Genomic DNA, 18,388 nt, shown 5'->3' on the forward strand with positions numbered 1-18,388 from the left:
GGTAGAAACCGGCCTGGTAGGGCTGGACCGGTGGATAGGTACCCGGTGGTGGCGGGTACCGCGTAGTCGGCTGGACCGGGTACCCCGGCTGTTGATAGCCCGGTGGCTGGTACCCCGGTTGTTGATACCCCGGCTGTTGATACCCCGGTGGTTGATACCCCGGTGGCGGGTATCCCGGTTGCTGGTACCCCGGTGGTTGATAGTCCGGTGGTTGATAGTCCGGTTGCGGATACGCAGGAGGTTGGGGCGGGATCCACGGCTCGTTGTCCGAACCCCAACCGCGACCGCCCTGATCTGGCCCCACCGCTACTCGACCGTCCGACGCCCGGAGAACGCCCGACCCAAGGTGACCTCATCGGCGTACTCGAGGTCACCACCCACGGGCAGACCGCTGGCCAGACGACTCACGGTGACTCCCATCGGCTTGATCAACCGCGCCAGGTAGGTCGCGGTGGCTTCGCCCTCCAGATTCGGGTCGGTGGCCAGGATCAGTTCGGTCACGGTCCCGTCGGAGAGGCGCTGTAGCAGTTCCCTCACCCTCAGATCGTCCGGTCCGACCCCGTCTATAGGGCTGATCGCTCCGCCGAGGACGTGATAGCGGCCGCGGAACTCTCTCGTGCGCTCGATCGCGACGACGTCCTTGGGTTCCTCGACGACGCAGATGACGGTGAGGTCGCGCCGGGAGTCGCGGCAGATCCGGCACTCGTCAGCCTCGGAGACGTTGCCGCAGATCCGGCAGAACTTGATCTCGTCCTTGACCCGGCGCAACACGCTGGCGAGGCGTTCGACGTCGGCCGAATCCTGCGCGAGCAGATGAAAGGCGATCCGCTGGGCACTCTTGGGACCGACGCCGGGTAACCGGCCCAGCTCGTCGATCAGATCCTGGACCGCTCCTTCGTACATCACAGGCCGGGGACACCCATTCCGCTCATCCCCCCGCTCAGGGGCCCAAGCCGTTCGCTCTGCAGGTTCTGGGCCTTGGTGCCCGCGTCACGGACGGCGGCCACAACGAGGTCCTGCAGGGTTTCCACATCATCGGCATCGACAACGGTGGGATCGATCGTGACCCGCAGCAGCTCACCCGAGCCGGTGACCACGGCCACGACCAGATCACCGCCCGCGGAGCCGCTCACCTCGGTCTCGGCCAGCTCGGCCTGCGCCACCGCCAGCTCCTGCTGCATCTTCTGCGCACGCTTCATCAACTGCTGCAGGTTGGGCTGGCCGCCAGGTCGCACGGAAGGACACTCCTTGTTCTCGATGCCTGCGCCAGCCTAACCCGCACTACTGGCAGTCTGTTGGTCATGGCGGTGACACCAGGGCGAGCGCGGCGAGGACCGTCGACGTCCCGGCGACCGAGCTTGGCCGCGCTGCTGACCGCCGCCGTGCTCAGCGCCGCCGTGCTGGTCCTCGGTGCCTGTACGGCGGCTCCGGACCCACACCGGACCAGTGCGGCCACACCCGCGACTTCCACGTCCGCGACCGGCGCGTCGACGTCCGCCGCGGCGCCGGCCGGCACGCCCGCGTCGAGAACCGCAAGCACTTCGAAGCCGCGCCCGTCGACCGCGTCGTCCGCGTCGTCCTCCCCGGTCGCGGGCTCCCCCGCGGTGGCGAAGCCCTCGTCCAGCTCACGCGCCAAGCCGGCGCCGGCGGTTTCGGCGACCACGCCCCGCCCACCGGCGGGGGGTTCGGTCAGCGGCCGAACGATCGTGCTCAACCCCGGCCACAACGGTGGCAACGCGGCCAACCCCGGCGCGATCGGGCGCCAGGTGCCAGCCGGTTTCGGTCAGTACAAGGCGTGCGACACGACAGGGACGCAGACCAATGCCGGGTATCCGGAGCATGCTTTCAACTGGGATGTGGCCCTTCGGGTTCGCTCCGCGCTGCAGGCCCACGACGTCCAGGTCATCCTCACCCGTCCGTCCGACACGGGAGTCGGCCCGTGCGTCGATCAACGCGCGGCCATCGGCAACCGGGCCGGGGTCGCGGCGGTGGTCTCGATCCACGCCGACGGCGCACCCGCGAGCGGGCACGGGTTTCACGTATGCGAAGACTCCCGGCAGCCCGGAGGTGCCGCGGTCGCCGCGCAGTCGCACCGATTGACCGTGGCCATGCACGACGCGTTGCTGGGCGGTTCCGGAATGAGCGTGTCCAGCTATCTGGGCAGCAACGGCTACTACCCGCGTGACGACCTCGCCGGGCTCAACCTCGCCACGGTGCCGGCCACGTTCTTGGAGATCGGGAACATGCGCAACTCCGGCGACGCCGGCATCCAGTCCTCGGCGGCCGGCCGACAGCGGATCGCCGAGGCCGTGGCCCGAGCCATCCTGGCCTGGCTCGCCGCCCGCTGAGAGTCCTGGCGCCGAGTTGTCGACGTTCAGCCCGGGAGCGCTCAGCGCCGTCGGATGCGCTCGGCCAGCGCGGTCAGTAGCCCCGCGCAGGCCCGTTCGGTCTGCGCCAGCACCTCATCGAAGCCCCGGCCACCGCCGTAGTACGGATCGGGAACGTCCAAGTCGCCCGAGGCGACCGCCAGCGGGTCGAAACTGCGCAGCAGAACGAGGCTGTCGAGCGCCTCGGGCGGGTCGTCGGCCACCCGCGCCAGCTGCGTCAGGCGGCTGAGGTGGCCGTGGTCGATGGCCACGACCAGGTCGCGCTCGGCGAACAGCTGCGGGCTGAACTGCTTGGCGGTGTGCGGCGGATGCTCGTAGCCGTGGCGAGCCAGGGTGCTGCGGGAACGGGCGTCCATGTCGTCGCCGACGTGCCACTCACCCGTACCGGCGCTGTCTACGACCACCCGCTCGGACAGGCCGGCGAGGTCGAGGAGGGTGCGCATCACCACCTCCGCGGTCGGAGAACGGCAGATGTTGCCGGAACAGACGAAGCAGACGCGAATCGGGCCGTCCGTGTCGGCCGGTGCTCCTGATCGTCCGAGCGGGTTTCCCGGCACAGCGGTCATTGATCGATACGGCGGGCGCCGAGGCTGTTCTGAAGCAGGTCCATCGCGGCCGCCTCGGGATCGAGACCACCGGGGCCGGAGCCCTCGACCACGTCGGCATCCTCGTCGGCACCGTCGTTGACCTCCGGCGGCGCGGCCGGGTCGGGCTGTTGGTCGCGCGGCACCCGTACCGGTCGCGTAGGCCGGGCCGGACGGGCGGCGCGCTCAGGCTCGTCGTCGGGCGGCGGCTCGTCAGCGTGATCTGTCGAACCGCGGCCGGCCGGCCGGGGCGGTGCGGCGGTGGTCGAGACCTGGACCTGCCAACCCGCACCGAGCACGGCGCCGACGCCGTCGCGGATGACCGACAGGTTGCTTTCGTCGGAGATCATCTTCGCGATGGGAGCGGAGCTGACCGCCAGCGTGATCGTGGTCCCGGTGACCTCGGCGATCGCGGCGTGGTCGAGCAACGCATGCGTCTTGCGGCTGCGGGTCTTCACCTGTTCCAGCACGTCGGGCCACACCCGCCGCAGGCTGGCCGAGTCCGAACCGCCGGCCGCGACGGTCGGCGCCGGGATGTCGTCGGACGCAGCCGGCGCCGCAGGTGAGGGGGGCCGCTCGGACACCGCCGCGACAGACCGCGCCGGCTCGGACTCCGGCTCCGGGAGAGCGGGCTCGGACACCGGCGCGACTGACCCCGCTGGCTCGGCCACCGGCTCCGGGATCGACGGCTCGGCCACCGGCTCGGGGGTCGACGGCTCGGGAATCGGTTGCGCGTCGCGGATCGGTTGCGCGTCGCGGATCGGTTGCGCGCCGGGGGCGGCCGAGCCGGGGGCCGCGGTGACCTCGGGCCAAGCAGAGGGTTGCGGGCGGCCAGGTTCGGCGGCGCCTTTCGCCCCGCTACGGGCGGCGGTGTCCGTGGGTTGCGCGCTGTCACTCGGCTTGCCGGCGAGTTTGGCGCGAGCGGCCGCCCGGCGTTCGGTGACCCAGGCTTCGGCCGCGGCCACCTCGTCCCGCGGGACGGCGGACCCCGACGACTCAGCCGGAGGCGCCGGCTGAGCCGGAGGCGCCGGCTGAGCCGGAGAGGCCGGCTGAGCCGGAGAGGCCGGCTGAGCCGGAGAGGCCGGCTGGGTCGGAGAGGCCGGCTGAGTCGGCTGAGCGGGTCGCGCAGCGGCGGGCGGATTCTCGGATGGCGCCGGCTGATCCACCGACAAACCGAGGGCCTGACGCCGCTCGAGTCGCTCCAGGCGCTGCAACAGAGCGGCCGAGTCCGACGCCGCGTCCGGCAGCAGCATCCGCGCCGACAACAGTTCGAGCATCAGCCGTGGCGAGGTCGTACCGCGCATGTCGGTGAGCGTGGTGTGGGTGATATCGGCGAATCGCACCAGGCTCGCGGTGCCGATCCGACGTGACTGATCGGCCATACGGTCGCCCTGGTCGGCCGGGTAGTCGATCAGACCCTTGTCCAGGGCGTCCGGGACCGAGTCGAGGACCATCAGATCGCGGAAGCGTTCCAGCAGGTCAGCGGCGAACCGGCGCGGATCGTGACCGGCTTCCACCACCCGGTCGATCGTGGCGTAGACGCCCGCCGCGTCGCCGACCGCCAGCGAATCGATCATGTCGTCGAGCAGAGCGCCGTCCGTCACGCCCAGCAGCCCTACGGCCATCGAGTACGTGACCCCGGCGGGGCCGGCACCAGCTAGCAACTGATCGAGAATCGACAACGAGTCGCGGGCCGAACCGCCACCGGAGCGCACCACAAGCGGAAAGACGGTGGGCTCGACCGCGGCGTTCTCCGCCTGGCTGATGCGTTCGAGGTGAGCCCGCAGCGCCGTCGGCGGGATGAGGCGGAACGGGTAGTGGTGGGTCCGTGACCGGATCGTTTGAAGGACCTTGTCCGGCTCGGTGGTGGCGAAGATGAAGATCAGGAAGTCGGGTGGCTCCTCCACCAGCTTCAGCAGGGCGTTGAAGCCCTGCGTGGTGACCATGTGCGCCTCGTCGATGATGTAGACCTTGTAGCGGTCGCGCACCGGGGCGTAGTAGGCCCGCTCACGCAGGTCGCGGGCATCGTCGACGCCACCGTGGCTGGCCGCATCGATTTCGATCACGTCGATGCTGCCGGTTCCGTTGGGCGCCAGGTCCTTGCACGAGTCACAGACCCCGCACGGGGTGGGCGTCGGACCCTGCAGGCAGTTGAGCGAACGGGCCAGGATGCGCGCGCTGGAGGTCTTGCCACAGCCCCGGGGGCCGGAAAACAGGTAGGCGTGATTGATCCGGCCCGCCGACAAGGCCTGCATCAGCGGACCGGTCACGTGCTCTTGGCCGATGACCTCGGAGAAGGTCGCCGACCGGTACTTGCGATAGAGCGCCAGAGCCACACAGCGAGGTTAGTGCACCCCGCTGACAGTCCGACCGCGCACATCGACGGTCCCGGCTGCCCGGACCCAGCCCGGGTGACCGGCCGAGTGGCGTCACCCGCGTTTGGCCAACTGGTTCAACAGGGTTCGGTCGAGCACCAGGCCGTCCGGGGCGACCGCCTGGGCCACCTCCAGGATGTCGCGATCGCCGAACGCGCCGCAGTCGAGGCCGCGGGCCAGGAATCCCGCGAGGGCCTGCGCGGTCGCGGGCTCGTCGAGAATGCCGCTGGCCGAACGGCTGAGGTAGCGCTGCAAGCGGCCGACGGCGGCCGGCAGGCCGTCCAGGTAGAAGGCGAAGGTTGCGGCGAACCGGGTCGGTAGCTGGGCGGGGTGGAGGTCCCAGCCCTGGTAGAAGCCGCGTTCGAGCGACCGGCGCACCAACCGGGCATGTAAGGCCCAGCCGCTGCGGACGGCGACGGCGTCGCCCACCGGCAGCATGTTGGTCGAGCCGTCCGAGACAGGCACCCCGGTGCCCGCCGCCGCGACCTGCATGACCGCCTTGGCGTGGTCGGCGGCGGGATGTTCCATGCTCTGGAAAGCGGCGGCGATCCCGACCGACGCGGAGTAGTCATAGGTTCCGTAGTGCAGTCCGGCGCATCGGGACCCGGCCGCGTGAATCATCCGCGCGACCAGCGCCGTGCCGTCCTCGCCCAGCACGGCCTGCGGCGTCTCGATCTGGATCTCGAAGCGAAGCGCCCCTTCGGGCAGGGAGAATCCGTCCTCGAAGGCGCCGCACGCCTCTACCATGGCCAACACCTGGGCCACGGAGGACACCTTGGGCAGCGTGAGCCGGAATCCGGCCGGCAAGGTCGTTTCCCCTGACGCCACCAGGCTTTCCAGAAACAAGTTGACCGTCCGCAGCCCGCGGTCGCGAAAGGGCCCCTCCAGTGACTTCATCCGGATCCCCAAGGCCAACGGTCCGCCGGAGGGGGACTGCGTCGCCGCACGCAGAGCCCGTGCCGCGGCGATGACGTCCCGGTCCTCGGTCTCGTCCGGGCGAAGTCCGTAGCCGTCCTCGAAGTCGATGCGCAGATCCTCGATCGGCTCGGTGCGCAGCTTCTCGTGCACCTGGCGTTCCAGGCCTGGGTAACGGTCGAAGTCCGGCAGCGGCCCGTAGGCGTTGAGAGCATCGATCGCTGCCGCGCCCCAGTCCGACACGGTGTCGGCACTGAAGCGATCGCCCGGGACGTAAACGGTGTGGATCGGCTGCCGGGCGATCATCGGGCCCGGGTAACGCGCGGCCCGCGCGGCGTCATCGGCAGCCAACAGTTCGTTCAGGCGGTGCCGCAGCGGGTCGATGTCCACCTCAGCCCTCCAGCAGCTCGAAGTCCTCGAAGGTGAAACCCGGAGATACCACGCAGGCCACCAGTGTCGCCTGCGCGGCGGCGGGGGCGGCGGTTTGCCACTCGTTGGGGCGCACCAGGTACTGGCCGCCGGCGTTGAGCTCGCAGGAGAAGCGCGAGACCGGTGAGTCGTCCTCGCCGCCGACGGTGAGCAGGAGCGGACCGCCACCCTGCCACAGCCAGAGTTCGGCGGAGCTGACCCGATGCCAGGCCGAACGCTCGCCCGGCAGTAGCAGGAAGGACACGCACGTCGTCAGCGGCCGATCGCCGCGCGGCGTGGACACGGTGATCGGGTTACGCCAGGTCTCGCGGTACCAACCGCCCTCCGGGTGCGCCTGCATGCCCAGCGCGTCAGGATCGGCGAGAAACAGTTCTTCTCCCAATGACATGGCGGCGTTCTCTCCTCAGTCCATCGCGCGACGGGCGTGCTCAGTCAAACAGCTGGCTCTCGTCGACGCCCGCGGCGGCCTTCACCGGCAACAGGCCCAACCATCGCTGCCCGGCCTCGTGCCGAACCGACTCATCGACGGTGCCCAGCAACCGCAGCCGGGACAGACCGCCGTCGGGAAGGATATCCAGCCGGACCTCGCTGACTGCCGCATGGTCACGCACCCGGAACCGGTGCTCGGTGTCGGCCTGCAAGCGCGTCAGCGGCAGCAGTTCGTCGCCGGTGGCGTTGTCGGTCAACCGGGCCTGGCCCGGTGCGTTACCAACGAAGCGGCCGGTGTCGATGATCACGTCGTGCAGGACTCCGGCAGCGGCGAGGGCGACGGTCACCCAGTCGTGGCCGTCGTCGCGGCGGCGGCTGGTCTCCCACCCGTCCGACATCACCCTGGCCCGGCCGGGTGCGAGCAGGTTGGCCGGGGCGGAGTAGAACATGTTGCTGCAGCCGGTGATTCGGCCACCGTTGACCGTGGCGCCCAGGTCGATCCGGCCTCCGAGGAATCTCGGATCGGCCACGACCTCGCCGTGCACCCGGAAGCGGGCCACGCCCCCGTCGGGATAGATCGACAGCCGGACGTGACTGATCAGGTGCTCGTGGGCGAAGATCGGAAACGCGTTGGCCGCATCGCCCTCGAGCTCGGACCGGGCCAGCAGGGGGACCCAGTCCGCACTCAGCACCTCGGCCGGGGACGGGTAACCGAGCAGGGTCGTGCCCTCCACCGACGCGTAGGGCGGGTAGTTGCCGGTGAAGTGCGCGGTGTCGATCACGACTCCCCGGACGATGCCGGGGGCACCGAGGCGAACGATCGCCCAGTCAGGCGTCTCGTGCCGGTCCTCGTCACGTCGCCGGCGCGTCTCCCAGCCGTCGTAGATCTTGCCGCGCGGACCGAAGGCAAGCGGGTCGTGTTCGGACGGTCCGGGGTTGATGAGGTTGTCGGCGGGCGCAAATGTCTCGTCGGCGGTGGCGACCACGCTCGCGCCCAGCGAGCGTGCTGCCAGGTCCGGCCAGTGCCTGAAGTCGCTCATGTCGCCACGACCGGGGACGGACGCAGCAGCCGGCCACGGCGGTCGCCAAGTTCGACCGGTCGACCCGCGAGCCACGTCTGGTGCACCACGCCGGAGAGCCTAGTGCCGGCGTACGGGGTCATGGGGTTGCGGTGGCGTAACCGGCGCGGGTCGACGACGAAGGATTCCTCCGGCGCCAGCACGCTGAAATCCGCGTCGGCGCCGACGTCCAAGCTGCCCTTGCCGCTCAGCCCTGTGAGGCCGGCCGGCGCCGCGGACATCCAGCGGGCGAGGTCGGCCAGGCCGAACCCCCGCCTGCTGGCAGCGGTCCAGACCGCGGGCAGGCCGAGCTGAACCGAGGAGATTCCGCCCCAGGCCAGGCCGAAGTCGCCGGTGTCCAGATGTTTGAGATCGAGGGTGGACGGAGAATGGTCCGACACGATCAGGTCGATCAGCCCGTCGGCCAGCCCTTGCCAGAGGTCGTCCTGATTGCCCGCGTCGCGGATCGGCGGGCAGCACTTGAACATCGTCGCGCCGTCGGGCACGTCCGCAGCGGCAAGCGTGAGGTAGTGGGGGCAGGTCTCCACGGTGAGGGGCAAGCCCTGATCGCGTGCCGTCGCGATCGCCGGCAGGGCCGTGGCGCTCGACAGATGCACGACGTGGGTCCGGCAGCCGGTCTCGGTCATCGCCTCGATCAGCCAGTCGATCGCGGAGTTCTCCGCTGCCGGCGGCCGCGAGGCGAGGAAGCCGGCATAGCTGCGGCCGGTCGGCGGCGGGGCCGCCCCGATCACCGCCCCGTCTTCGGCGTGGGCGATGAGCAGCCCGTCGAAGCGTGCGATCTCGGCCATGGCGGCGCGCAGGCCGTCCCGGTCCAGGTGCCCGAACTCCGGCACTCCCGAGGGCAGCAGGAAGCACTTGAAGCCGACGACTCCCGCCTCGTGAAGGCGAGGCAGCTCGGCGAGATTGCCCGGCACGGCACCGCCCCACAGCGCGAGGTCGACGGCCAACTGCCCTGCCGCTGCGGCCTGTTTGGCCCTTAGCCCGGCGATCGTCGTCGTCGGAGGGATGCTGTTGAGCGGCATGTCCACCACGGTCGTGACGCCGCCGGCCGCGGCGGCGGCAGTCGCGGAGGCGAAGCCCTCCCACTCGGTTCGGCCCGGCTCGTTGACGTGCACGTGGCTGTCGACCAGGCCCACGAGCACCACCTGGCTGTCGGGGATCTCGACCGTGACCGTCCCGACGGCGTCGTAGGCATCGATGGCCGCCACCCGTCCCGCCTCGATGACGAGCCGGCCCGCGCGCTCGCCTCGGGCGGTGACGATGCGACGCGCGCGCACCACCACCCGCGCGCCGGTGCCTGCCATGCCCATATCCAACACGGAACCGACCGGCCGGGCGACGCCGGGACGAGATAGCGTGACCAGCGACCGACAGACGAACCAGCCGACGCAGGGGGAGGGTCGAGCACATGGTGGCTGCTGAACCGACCGAGCCGATCGCGGTGGCCGAATTCGACCAGGCCCCGGCTCCGGACGCGGCCGCCGAGCTGGTGCCCTGCTGTGCCAGCCGGCGATGGGTGTCCCAACTGGTGAAGGGCCGCCCCTACGCGAGCCTGACCGCCCTGGCCGCGGCGTCGGACGCGCTGCTGAAATCCCTCGACTGGCAGGAGCTGTCCGAGGCGCTCGCGGCCCACCCGCGGATCGGCGATCACGGCGGCGGCGGGGCCGGCGGCAACCGGGAGGCGTCCTGGTCCCGGCAGGAACAATCCTCGACGGCCACTGCCGGCGACGAGGTCCGGGCACGCCTTCGTGAGGCGAACATCGCCTACGAGCAACGGTTCGGGCACGTGTTCCTGATCTGCGCGACCGGGCTGTCGGCGGAGGACATGCTGGCCTCGCTCCGCTCCCGGCTCGACAACGATCCGGTGGCCGAACGGGAGGTCGTGCGGGCCGAGCTGGGCAAGATCGTCAAGCTGCGGCTGGCCAAGACCTTCAGGTGATCTCATGCCGGACCGGGCGGGCCGCGTCGATGAGGGCCGTGAACAGGAGCAATTCCTCCGACACCTCCGGATGCCACTGGACCGCCAGGCGGAACGGAGAGTGCGAATCCTCCATCGCCTCCAGGGTGCGGTCCTGCGGTTCCCACGCGGTGGGCTCGTAGCCGGGGTGGGTCAGCACCGACTGGTGGTGGTAGCTGGGCACCCGTACCGATTCGCCCAGGAGCGCAGCGATGCGCGATCCGGGCGCGGTCACGACGGGATGGCTGCCGTAGACCGCCGGTGCCGGCGAATGCCCATTGTGACCGACTCGGTCGGGCAGGTGCTGCTCCAGAGTGCCACCGGCCGCGACCGCCATGACCTGCATGCCGCGGCAGATTCCGAGAGTGGGCAGCTGGCGCTGGGCCGAGGCAACGGCCAGCGCGAGTTCGGCGGCGTCACGGTCCTGCCGCGCGGCCTGGACGGCGGGATGCTGCTCCTGGCCGTAGCGGGCGGGCTCGACATCGACCCCGCCGGCCAGGATGAGCCCGTCGATCCGATCGATCACGGCGTGGGCCCACGCGAGGTCCCCGGGTTCGGCCGGCGGCGGAACCAGCAGTGCGATCCCGCCGGCCGCCTCGACCTTGCGCACGTAGTCGTGCGGGATCAGAGCGGCCGGCACTTGCGACCAGGCGCCCCAGGAGGCCGGCTCGACGTAGGTGGAGATGCCGATCACCGGACGGGCGAGGGGACGGACCGAATCCTGCGGCATGGCGCGCGATGCTCCTACAGCGGCGTGACGTAGGCGCCGGAGATTCCGCCGTCGACGAGGAACTGCGAGGCCGTGATGAAACTGGATTCGTCGGAGGCCAGGAACAGCACGGCGTTGGCGATCTCCTCCGGCTCGGCGAACCGGCCGGTGGGGATGTGCACCAGACGACGAGCCGCGCGCTCGGGATCCTTGGCGAACAGTTCCTGCAACAACGGGGTGTTCACCGGGCCCGGGCAGAGTGCGTTGACCCGGACGCCTTCGCGCGCGAACTGCACACCGAGCTCGCGGGACAGCGACAGGACGCCACCCTTGGAAGCGGTGTAGGAGATCTGCGAGGTAGCCGCGCCCATCACGGCCACGAACGAGGCCGTGTTGATGATCGAGCCCGCCTTCTGCTGCAGCATGTACGGCAGGACCGCCTTGCAGCACAGGTAGACCGAGGTCAGATTGACCTCCTGCACCCGCCGCCAGGCCTCGAGTTCGGTGGTCAGGATCGAGTCGTCGTCGGGCGGCGAGATCCCGGCGTTGTTGAAAGCGACGTCGACGCTGCCGTAGAGGTTGTAGGCGGTGGCGAACAGGCCGTCCACCTGCGCCTTGTCGGTCACGTCCACCTCGACGAAGCCGCCGTCGAGCTCATCGGCGACGCGCTCACCGTTGGCCACGTCGACGTCGCCGATGACGACCCGAGCCCCTTCGGCGGCAAAGCGCTTGGCGGTGGCCAGGCCGATGCCGCTGCAGCCGCCGGTGATGACCGCGACCTTGCCGGCCAACCGATCTCCCATGGTGATTTCCCTTTTCTCTGCGAATGAATCGGACGATGCGCTGACGGTCAGTCGTTGGAGTAGAACACGTTCTTGATCTCGGTGAACGACGCGAGGGCATCTGGGCCGAGTTCGCGACCGATGCCGGACTGTTTGAATCCGCCGAACGGGGTCGAGTACCGGACGGAGGAATGAGAGTTCACGCTCAGGTTGCCCGCGTCCACGCCACGGCTGACCCGCAGTGCCCGGCCCAGATCGCGCGTCCAGATCGAGCCGGAAAGGCCGTAGCCGGTGTCGTTGGCTTTCGTGACGGCATCGGCCTCGTCGGTGAACGGCAACACCGAGACCACAGGCCCGAAAACCTCCTCCTGCCAGATCCGGTCCTCGGTGGACTTCGGCAGGACGACCGTCGGCGGGTACCAGAAGCCGGGCCCTTCCGGCGAGCTGCCCCGAAAGGCCACGTCGACGGAATCACCTTCCACGTAGGCCGAAACCCGGTCTCGCTGGGCGGCGGAGATGAGCGGGCCCATCTCGGCGTCGGCTGCTCCGGGCGCCATCACCTTGACCCCGGCCACCGCCGGCTCCAGCAACTCCAGGAAGCGGTCGTAGGCGCTGGCCTCGACCAGGATCCGGCTGCGGGCGCAGCAGTCCTGTCCGGCGTTGTCGAACACGCCGTAGGGCGCGGTGGCCGCCGCCCGTTCCAGATCGCTGTCGGCGAAGACGATGTTGGCGCTCTTGCCTCCCAGTTCGAGGGTGATCCGCTTGATCTGTTCGGCCGCGCCACGCATGATGCCCTGTCCCACCGCGGTCGATCCCGTGAAGCACACCTTGCGCACCAGGGGATTGGTCACGAACCGCTCCCCCACCACCGATCCCTTACCGGGCAGCACGGTGAACACACCCTCGGGCAGACCCGACTCCCGCGCCAACTCGCCGAGCCGGATGGCGGTGAGCGGGGTGAGCTCAGCCGGTTTGAGCACGACGGTGTTGCCTGCCGCCAGCGCCGGGGCGAATCCCCAGCCCGCGATGGGCATGGGGAAGTTCCACGGCACGATGATGCCCACCACGCCCAGCGGTTCGAAGAAGGTCACATCGATTCCGCCGGACACCGGAATCTGCTTTCCGATAAGGCGTTCCGGCGCCGCGGAGTAGTAGGTGAGGACGTCACGGACGTTGCCGGCCTCCCAGCGGGCGTTGCCGATGGTGTGCCCGGCGTTGGTCACCTCGAGCTGGGCCAGCTCCTCCAGATGGGCGTCGACCAGATCGGCGAAGCGACGCAACAGGCGTCCTCGATCCGCGGGTGCGACATCTCGCCACGCCGGAAATGCCTTGGCGGCGCGGGCAATCGCGGCGTCGGTCTCGGCGAGGGAAGCCAACGCGACCTCGGTCTCGACGACCTCGGTGGCGGGGTTGACGACGGTGAAGGTGCCACCGGTCAGTGTGCTCACGGTTTACAGCCTTTCGAATCCACGGAATCGCTCCCAATCGGTGACGGCGGCATCGTAGGCCGCCAGTTCGACGTCGGCGTAGTTGACGTAGTGCTCCACGACGTCCGCACCGAAGATCTCCACGGCCAGAGCGGATCCGGCGAACAGGTCGCGGGCTTGGCGCAACGTCGTCGGCACCCTGTCCTTGTCGCTGTCGTAGGCGTTGCCCTCGAAGACCGGTTCCAGTTCAAGGGCGTTCTCGATGCCATGCAGGCCGCCCGCGAGCATGGCCGCCATGGCCAGGTAGGGGTTGACGTCGCCGCCGGGCACCCGGTTCTCCACCCGCAGGCCGGCACCGTGGCCGACGACCCGCAACGCGCAGGTGCGGTTGTCCCGGCCCCACGCGATCGCGGTGGGTGCGAACGAGCCCGGCTGAAACCGCTTGTAGGAATTGATGTTCGGGGCGTACAGCAACGTGAACTCCCGCATCGTCGCCTGGACCCCGGCCACGAACTGGTCGAAGAGCGGGCTGCCCCCGGCGGTGCCACCGTGAGCCCCGTCGTCGAAGACGATGCCGCCGTCGGTCCCGCGCAGGCTCATGTGAATGTGGCAGGAGTTGCCCTCGCGCTCGTCGTACTTGGCCATGAACGTCAGCGCTTTGCCGTGCAGCGCCGCGATCTCCTTCGCCCCGGTCTTGTAGACCACGTGGTTGTCCGCGGTGCGCAGGACCGTGTCGTACTTGAACGCGATCTCGTGCTGGCCGAAGTTGCACTCACCCTTGGCCGACTCGACGGTCAGGCCCGCGGCGTACATGTGATTACGGATGTCGCGCAGCAGGGGCTCCACCCGGGTGCCGCCGAGGATCGAGTAGTCGACGTTGTAGCGATTGGACGGGGTCAGTCCCCGGTAGCCGGAATCCCAGGCGCGGTCGAAGGAATCCTCGAACAGGATGAACTCCAGTTCGGTGCCGGCGAAGGCATCCCAGCCGTGCTCGGCCGCCTTCGCCGCGACGGAGGCCAGCACCTGCCGGGGAGACGGACGCACCGAACCGCGGCCGTCAAGCCAGGACAGGTCGCACTGGATGAGCGCGGCACCCGGCTGCCAGGTCAGCTTGCGCAACGTGGACAGGTCGAGGTCGAACATCATGTCGCCGTAGCCGGTTTCCCAGCTGGAGATGGCGTAACCACCCACGGTGTTCATGTCGACGTCGACCGCGAGCAGGTAGTTGCAGCCTTCGGTCCCGTTCTCCAGCACTGTGTCGAGGAAGAACTGAGCGTGCAGCCGCTTGCCCTGCAGGCGTCCCTGCATGTCCGTGAACGCGACCACCACGGTGTCGATCGTTCCGTCCGCGATGTCGCGGGTGAGCTCGTCGAGGGAATAGGGGGTCATTGTGCTCCGATCGTCGTTGCCGTAACGGTCATCCGAGCAGCCCTCGCAAGAGGGCCGAGGTCGCGTCGCAGTGCTCCTCCATGGCGGTCCGGGCAGCCGCGCAGTCGCCGGCCAGGATCGCGGCCACAACGGCGCGATGCTGGTCATGGCTGTGGGCGATGTTGCGGGGCAGCACCGGGATCGCGGTGAGCAGTTCGTGCACGGCGGCCTGTGCCCGGGTAACGGACTCGATCAACATGGGTGACCCGCTCAACGTGGCGATCGCCAGGTGCAGCCGGGAATCGGCCTGCCGGTGAGCCGACGGCTCGCCCGCCACCGCGTTGACCTCGCGCTCGGCCGCGACCAGCCAGGCCCGCTGGTCGGCCGACAGGTCCCGGGTGGCAGCCAGGTAGGCGGCGCCGGGCTCGACGACCCGGCGGAAGTCCAGTGCGTCGCGAAGCACCGGGCCGCGCAGCCCCAGTCGCGGGGCGGGATCGCTCGGCTGCGCCGGTTCGCCGGGTTGGTAGGTGACCGCGGTCCCACCACCGCGGCCGCGCCGGGTCTCGACCATGCCCGCCTCGCGCAAGGCGGCGATCGCTTCCCGCAGGTTGACCCGGCTGACACCCAGCTGCTGAGCGAGTTCGCGCTCGGCGGGCAACTGATCCCCGAGGGTGAAGACCCCCAGCCGGATCGCCGCGGCGAGTCGCTCGACGGTCGATTCGAACGCGTTGGCGTCCGACGGCGGGCGCAGCACCGCATCGGCGAGGTTCGCGGCGAGCGGGAGCGCATCGGCGAGCGGGGTGGCCGCGAGCGGGTTGTCGATGGCCGGTTCGGCAACGGGGGGTGCGGCAACAGGGGGTGCGGCAGTGGGGGGTGCGGCAGTGGGGTGTGCGGCAGTGGGGGGTGCGGCGACGGAATCCGCCATCGAAACCTCCCGGTTGCAACCATTGCTGGGACCGAACGCCGAGTGTGGTGAGCTTCGGCCATCCTGGCCGAGCCACCGGCATCCCGTCAATGGTCTGAAACCAACCATTAACCGAGGAGGGGGTATGCAAAGGACCCCCCGCGTACCCGCCAGAGCTCGCTTATCCTTGCTGCCTTCCGGCCCTGGGGAGGTTCACGAGAGGAGCGCCACGCGAGGGGTCTGGCGATCAGTGTACGGGTCGGTCCGGACCGTCCGGCTCGAGTCCCTCGCTCACCTCCGGCACCGGTTCACCCAGCTCCCGCCGCCAGGCCCGAAAGCCCAGGGTCAGGCCGACGAGCCAGACGGCACCGACCAGGTAGGCGCCGACGACGTCGAAGAGGTAGTGCACGCCGAGGGCGATCCGCGAGTACCCGATGGCCAGCACGACGACCGCGGCGAAAGCGATCGCCGGGCGACGCCAGCGGTCGGGCAGGTACGGCAGGAACACCAGCAACAGCACGCCCCAGCCGACCAGCGCAGCCTGGGCGTGGCCACTCGGGAAGGACGCGCCACCAGCCGCCGAGACCGGGTCCACCAGGTGCGGCCGGGCCCGTCCCACGGTCGCCTTGATCAAGCGGTTCAGCAGCGAGCTCCCCACCGTCGTCACCACGACGAAAGCGGCCAGCCGGTAGCGGCGGCGCCACACCAGCCATGCGGTGACCGGAAAGAGGATCGCCCACCACGCCGGCGGGGCACCGGCATCGGAGATCGTCTGCATCACCCGGGTGTATGAGCGGTGGTCCAGCGCGAACCGGTGCAGGTGCTCGGCGACCGAGGAGTCCCAGCGGTGGACGACCGAGTTCTTGGCTCGCACCAGCAGCAACACGACCCCGAACAGGCTCGCCGCGAGCAACGTCCCGGCGAACAGCGCGGTGACGCGCAGCCCGAACCGGCGAGCAGGCTCGGACCGGAGTGTGCCGGGCTCGTCGGCCGTCACGCCGGCCGTCCCGCGCTGGTTCGGCGGTGGGGCCGGCTCAGCAGTACGGCACGGCAGGCGAGCACCCAGGCCAGCCCGAGTAGTGCGCCGGCGACGACGTCGGTCGGGAAGTGCATCCCCCGGTACAGCCGCGAGGTTGCGACGAGCACGGGGGCTACCACCGCGATGACCACCAACAGCCGCCGCAGCCAGCCCGGGGCGCCGACCGCGAAGGCGGCTACCGCGATTCCGGCATACAGCGCCACGGAGGCCGCGGTGTGACCCGAGGGGAAGCTCGAGGTCGGCGGGGCGCTGTCGAGCCGCGGGACGCCCGGCCGATGCCGCTCGACGAGCAGGGTGGTGCACACGAAGATGCTCACCTCACCGATCACGGCGACCGCCAGGAAGCCCGAGGCGATCCAGGTGCGGGTCCGCCACCAGAACACCGCCGCCGCGACCACGCCGACCGCGAGCACGGTCGTGGTTTCGGCGCCGAGGGTGGCCCAGTGGGTGGATGAGTTCCAGAAGGCACTGCGGTGAGCCGCCAGCCAGCGATCGACGCGCAGGTCCGCCCGCTGCAGGGGCGACGCGGGGCCGGTGTGGGTCAGCAGCCTGCCGGTCGCGACCAGCAGGAGCCAGAGCACGATCGCGAAGGCCACGAGCATGAGCGCGGGACGAACCAGCGTGGCGAGCCGACTGGATGACGGTCGGCGACCACGAGCGCCCGCCCCGCCGATGCGCGGGCCGTTGCCGTGCCCGTCGCCGTGCCCGCCGTCGTCGTCGCCGTGGCCGTCCAGCGGCCTCAGGTGCGCCGCCATGCCGCTTCGCAGTAGCCGTAGAGGGCGAACGCGATCAGGCCGACAGCGGCTAGGCCGACCCACCAGCGCCCGTAGTCCGACTCGGACAACTTGCGCAGCGCCCCGTCCAGCCCGCGAGCTTGATGCGGGTCGTACTTCCAGGCGGCTTGCACCACGAAGATGCCACTCAGCGCGAAGACGATGCCGCGGGCGGTCGTCCCGATCGCTCCGAGAATTCGCACCGCTCGCACGGCCAGCGGACTGAGCTCGCCGAGCTTGAAGTACTTGAGGAACTTCCGCCGCACGCCCTCGACGACCAGGAACAGGCCTACGGCGATGACGATCAACCCGGCGATGGCGATCGCCCAGCGGCCACCTGTGTGACGCATCACTCGCGCGGTCAGCTGCTGCTGTTCACCGGCCTGGCTCTGCTTGCGAGAATGCAGCAGGAGATTGACGGCGCTCACGGCGAAGAACGCGTACACGAGCCCACGCGCCAAGGACTGCAGCCGGGGGCCGGCGTCGCGGCCCTGTCCGACCACGCCGAAGGCGGCTTCGGAGAAACGCCAGAGCGCGTAGCCGACGAGGCCGACGGTGATGACGAACAGCAGGACGAATCCGCCCGTGTGCTGGGTCAGCTCCTGCATGGCTCCGCGCTGATCCGTCTCCGGGGCGTGATGGCCGAAGGCGAGCAGCAGGGTGAACCAGCCGATGAGCAGGTAGATGGTGGCGCGGGCCGCCAGACCGAGGCGCGCCAGGCGCTTGAGGCCGCGACTCTCAGCCGCACCTCGAACCGAATCGGAGACGCTACCGGCGGCGTTGTGCGCCGCACCGGTCATCCGCCGGGACCCCGAACCTGACATCCAGTCAGACATACCCATAGGTGTAAGCCCCCCTTGTCGGCACGAACCTAACACCGTCGGGCGTCGCCGCACCCCCTCCCGATTCGGTTACCGACAGATGAACCCGTATTCTCTGCCGCGGAGGATTCGCATAGTGGCCTAGTGCGCACGATTGGAAATCGTGTTGGGGGAAACCCCTCACGGGTTCAAATCCCGTATCCTCCGCCAGAGTGCCGATACTTGAACTTTGAGCACCGCGTAAGCGAGCGCCTGTTCGAATAACTGCACCTCGTGCAAGAAGGCGGCATCCTCCGGGATGCCGCCTTCTTCGTCGTCCGACGACGCTGGAATCGGAACGAAGCACCTCCGCCATTCGCTCAGGGCTGGGCGGCGTACCCGCAGGTCGGCCCTGGGCAGGGCCGGCCCTT

Annotated in this window: 19 protein-coding genes, 1 tRNA gene and 1 other RNA gene; 3 read left to right on the forward strand and 18 right to left on the reverse strand. The window is 69.9% G+C overall.

Annotated features, from left to right (window positions below):
• Positions 1-306 precede the first annotated feature (306 nt).
• From recR to M6D93_RS18160, 3 genes are read right to left on the reverse strand one after another with little or no spacing between them, the layout of a single operon-like run.
• Positions 307-903: a recombination mediator RecR gene (gene recR / locus M6D93_RS18150; RefSeq protein ID WP_249774234.1), complete on the reverse strand. Its 597-nt coding sequence runs from the start codon at positions 901-903 to the stop codon at positions 307-309.
• Positions 903-1,259, reverse strand: coding sequence for a YbaB/EbfC family nucleoid-associated protein (locus tag M6D93_RS18155; RefSeq protein ID WP_347343700.1), 357 nt, complete (start codon positions 1,257-1,259; stop codon positions 903-905). The genes recR and M6D93_RS18155 overlap by 1 nt, the downstream gene beginning before the upstream one ends.
• Complete coding sequence (locus tag M6D93_RS18160) at positions 1,199-1,714, reverse strand: hypothetical protein (RefSeq protein ID WP_249771454.1); 516 nt, start codon at positions 1,712-1,714, stop codon at positions 1,199-1,201. The genes M6D93_RS18155 and M6D93_RS18160 overlap by 61 nt, the downstream gene beginning before the upstream one ends.
• On the opposite strand from M6D93_RS18160, the gene M6D93_RS18165 reads away from it, so the two are divergent.
• Entirely contained in the window at positions 1,707-2,348 is a 642-nt protein-coding gene (locus tag M6D93_RS18165; RefSeq protein ID WP_249771456.1) for an N-acetylmuramoyl-L-alanine amidase, read from the forward strand. The genes M6D93_RS18160 and M6D93_RS18165 overlap by 8 nt on opposite strands.
• Positions 2,349-2,389: 41 nt before the next feature.
• Here M6D93_RS18165 and M6D93_RS18170 read toward each other — a convergent pair whose 3' ends face one another.
• The 6 genes from M6D93_RS18170 to allB all read right to left on the reverse strand — a co-directional run bounded on the left by M6D93_RS18170 (position 2,390) and on the right by allB (position 9,508).
• Complete coding sequence (locus M6D93_RS18170; protein WP_249771458.1) at positions 2,390-2,830, reverse strand: low molecular weight protein-tyrosine-phosphatase; 441 nt, start codon at positions 2,828-2,830, stop codon at positions 2,390-2,392.
• A gap of 119 nt (positions 2,831-2,949) precedes the next feature.
• The gene (locus tag M6D93_RS18175; RefSeq protein ID WP_249771460.1) at positions 2,950-5,307 is read right to left on the reverse strand and encodes a DNA polymerase III subunit gamma and tau; all 2,358 of its coding nucleotides are present in this window, start codon (positions 5,305-5,307) and stop codon (positions 2,950-2,952) included.
• Between the two features lie 93 nt (positions 5,308-5,400).
• Positions 5,401-6,651: a DUF6986 family protein gene (locus tag M6D93_RS18180; RefSeq protein WP_249771462.1), complete on the reverse strand. Its 1,251-nt coding sequence runs from the start codon at positions 6,649-6,651 to the stop codon at positions 5,401-5,403.
• 1 nt (position 6,652) lies between these two features.
• Positions 6,653-7,078 (reverse strand): cupin domain-containing protein, encoded by a 426-nt coding sequence (locus M6D93_RS18185; RefSeq protein ID WP_249771464.1) that lies wholly within the window; start codon positions 7,076-7,078, stop codon positions 6,653-6,655.
• A gap of 40 nt (positions 7,079-7,118) precedes the next feature.
• Complete coding sequence (gene alc / locus M6D93_RS18190) at positions 7,119-8,159, reverse strand: allantoicase (RefSeq protein WP_249771466.1); 1,041 nt, start codon at positions 8,157-8,159, stop codon at positions 7,119-7,121.
• Complete coding sequence (allB, locus tag M6D93_RS18195; protein ID WP_430667200.1) at positions 8,156-9,508, reverse strand: allantoinase AllB; 1,353 nt, start codon at positions 9,506-9,508, stop codon at positions 8,156-8,158. Before allB ends, alc begins: the two co-directional genes overlap by 4 nt.
• A 98-nt stretch (positions 9,509-9,606) precedes the next feature.
• Between allB and uraD the strand changes: the two genes are divergently transcribed.
• Positions 9,607-10,137 (forward strand): 2-oxo-4-hydroxy-4-carboxy-5-ureidoimidazoline decarboxylase, encoded by a 531-nt coding sequence (gene uraD, locus M6D93_RS18200; protein WP_249771470.1) that lies wholly within the window; start codon positions 9,607-9,609, stop codon positions 10,135-10,137.
• Here the strand turns inward: uraD and M6D93_RS18205 are convergent.
• The 9 genes from M6D93_RS18205 to M6D93_RS18245 all read right to left on the reverse strand — a co-directional run bounded on the left by M6D93_RS18205 (position 10,130) and on the right by M6D93_RS18245 (position 17,993).
• Positions 10,130-10,885 carry a gamma-glutamyl-gamma-aminobutyrate hydrolase family protein gene (locus tag M6D93_RS18205; RefSeq protein WP_249771472.1) on the reverse strand — a complete coding sequence of 252 codons (756 nt, stop codon included), beginning with the start codon at positions 10,883-10,885 and terminating at the stop codon, positions 10,130-10,132. The genes uraD and M6D93_RS18205 overlap by 8 nt on opposite strands.
• A gap of 14 nt (positions 10,886-10,899) precedes the next feature.
• The gene (locus tag M6D93_RS18210; protein ID WP_249771474.1) at positions 10,900-11,667 is read right to left on the reverse strand and encodes a 3-oxoacyl-ACP reductase; all 768 of its coding nucleotides are present in this window, start codon (positions 11,665-11,667) and stop codon (positions 10,900-10,902) included.
• Positions 11,668-11,714: 47 nt separating this feature from the next.
• Positions 11,715-13,094, reverse strand: coding sequence for an aldehyde dehydrogenase family protein (locus M6D93_RS18215; RefSeq protein ID WP_249771476.1), 1,380 nt, complete (start codon positions 13,092-13,094; stop codon positions 11,715-11,717).
• A 3-nt stretch (positions 13,095-13,097) separates the two neighbouring features.
• On the reverse strand, positions 13,098-14,462 hold the full coding sequence (locus M6D93_RS18220) for a glutamine synthetase family protein (RefSeq protein ID WP_249771477.1): 1,365 nt from the start codon (positions 14,460-14,462) through the stop codon (positions 13,098-13,100).
• Between the two features lie 28 nt (positions 14,463-14,490).
• Positions 14,491-15,366, reverse strand: coding sequence for a FadR/GntR family transcriptional regulator (locus M6D93_RS18225; RefSeq protein ID WP_249771479.1), 876 nt, complete (start codon positions 15,364-15,366; stop codon positions 14,491-14,493).
• Positions 15,367-15,492: 126 nt separating this feature from the next.
• Positions 15,493-15,589, reverse strand: an RNA gene (gene ffs, locus M6D93_RS18230) — signal recognition particle sRNA small type.
• A gap of 3 nt (positions 15,590-15,592) precedes the next feature.
• Positions 15,593-16,342 carry a phosphatase PAP2 family protein gene (locus tag M6D93_RS18235; protein ID WP_249771481.1) on the reverse strand — a complete coding sequence of 250 codons (750 nt, stop codon included), beginning with the start codon at positions 16,340-16,342 and terminating at the stop codon, positions 15,593-15,595.
• Positions 16,339-17,139: a phosphatase PAP2 family protein gene (locus tag M6D93_RS18240; protein WP_249771483.1), complete on the reverse strand. Its 801-nt coding sequence runs from the start codon at positions 17,137-17,139 to the stop codon at positions 16,339-16,341. The genes M6D93_RS18235 and M6D93_RS18240 overlap by 4 nt, the downstream gene beginning before the upstream one ends.
• Entirely contained in the window at positions 17,124-17,993 is an 870-nt protein-coding gene (locus tag M6D93_RS18245) for a DUF1206 domain-containing protein (RefSeq protein WP_249771485.1), read from the reverse strand. Before M6D93_RS18245 ends, M6D93_RS18240 begins: the two co-directional genes overlap by 16 nt.
• Before the next feature lie 107 nt (positions 17,994-18,100).
• Here M6D93_RS18245 and M6D93_RS18250 point away from each other — a divergent pair.
• Positions 18,101-18,188, forward strand: a tRNA-Ser gene (locus tag M6D93_RS18250).
• Positions 18,189-18,388 lie beyond the last annotated feature (200 nt).

The organism is Jatrophihabitans telluris (assembly GCF_023516435.1).
Lineage (GTDB): Bacteria > Actinomycetota > Actinomycetes > Mycobacteriales > Jatrophihabitantaceae > Jatrophihabitans_A > Jatrophihabitans_A telluris.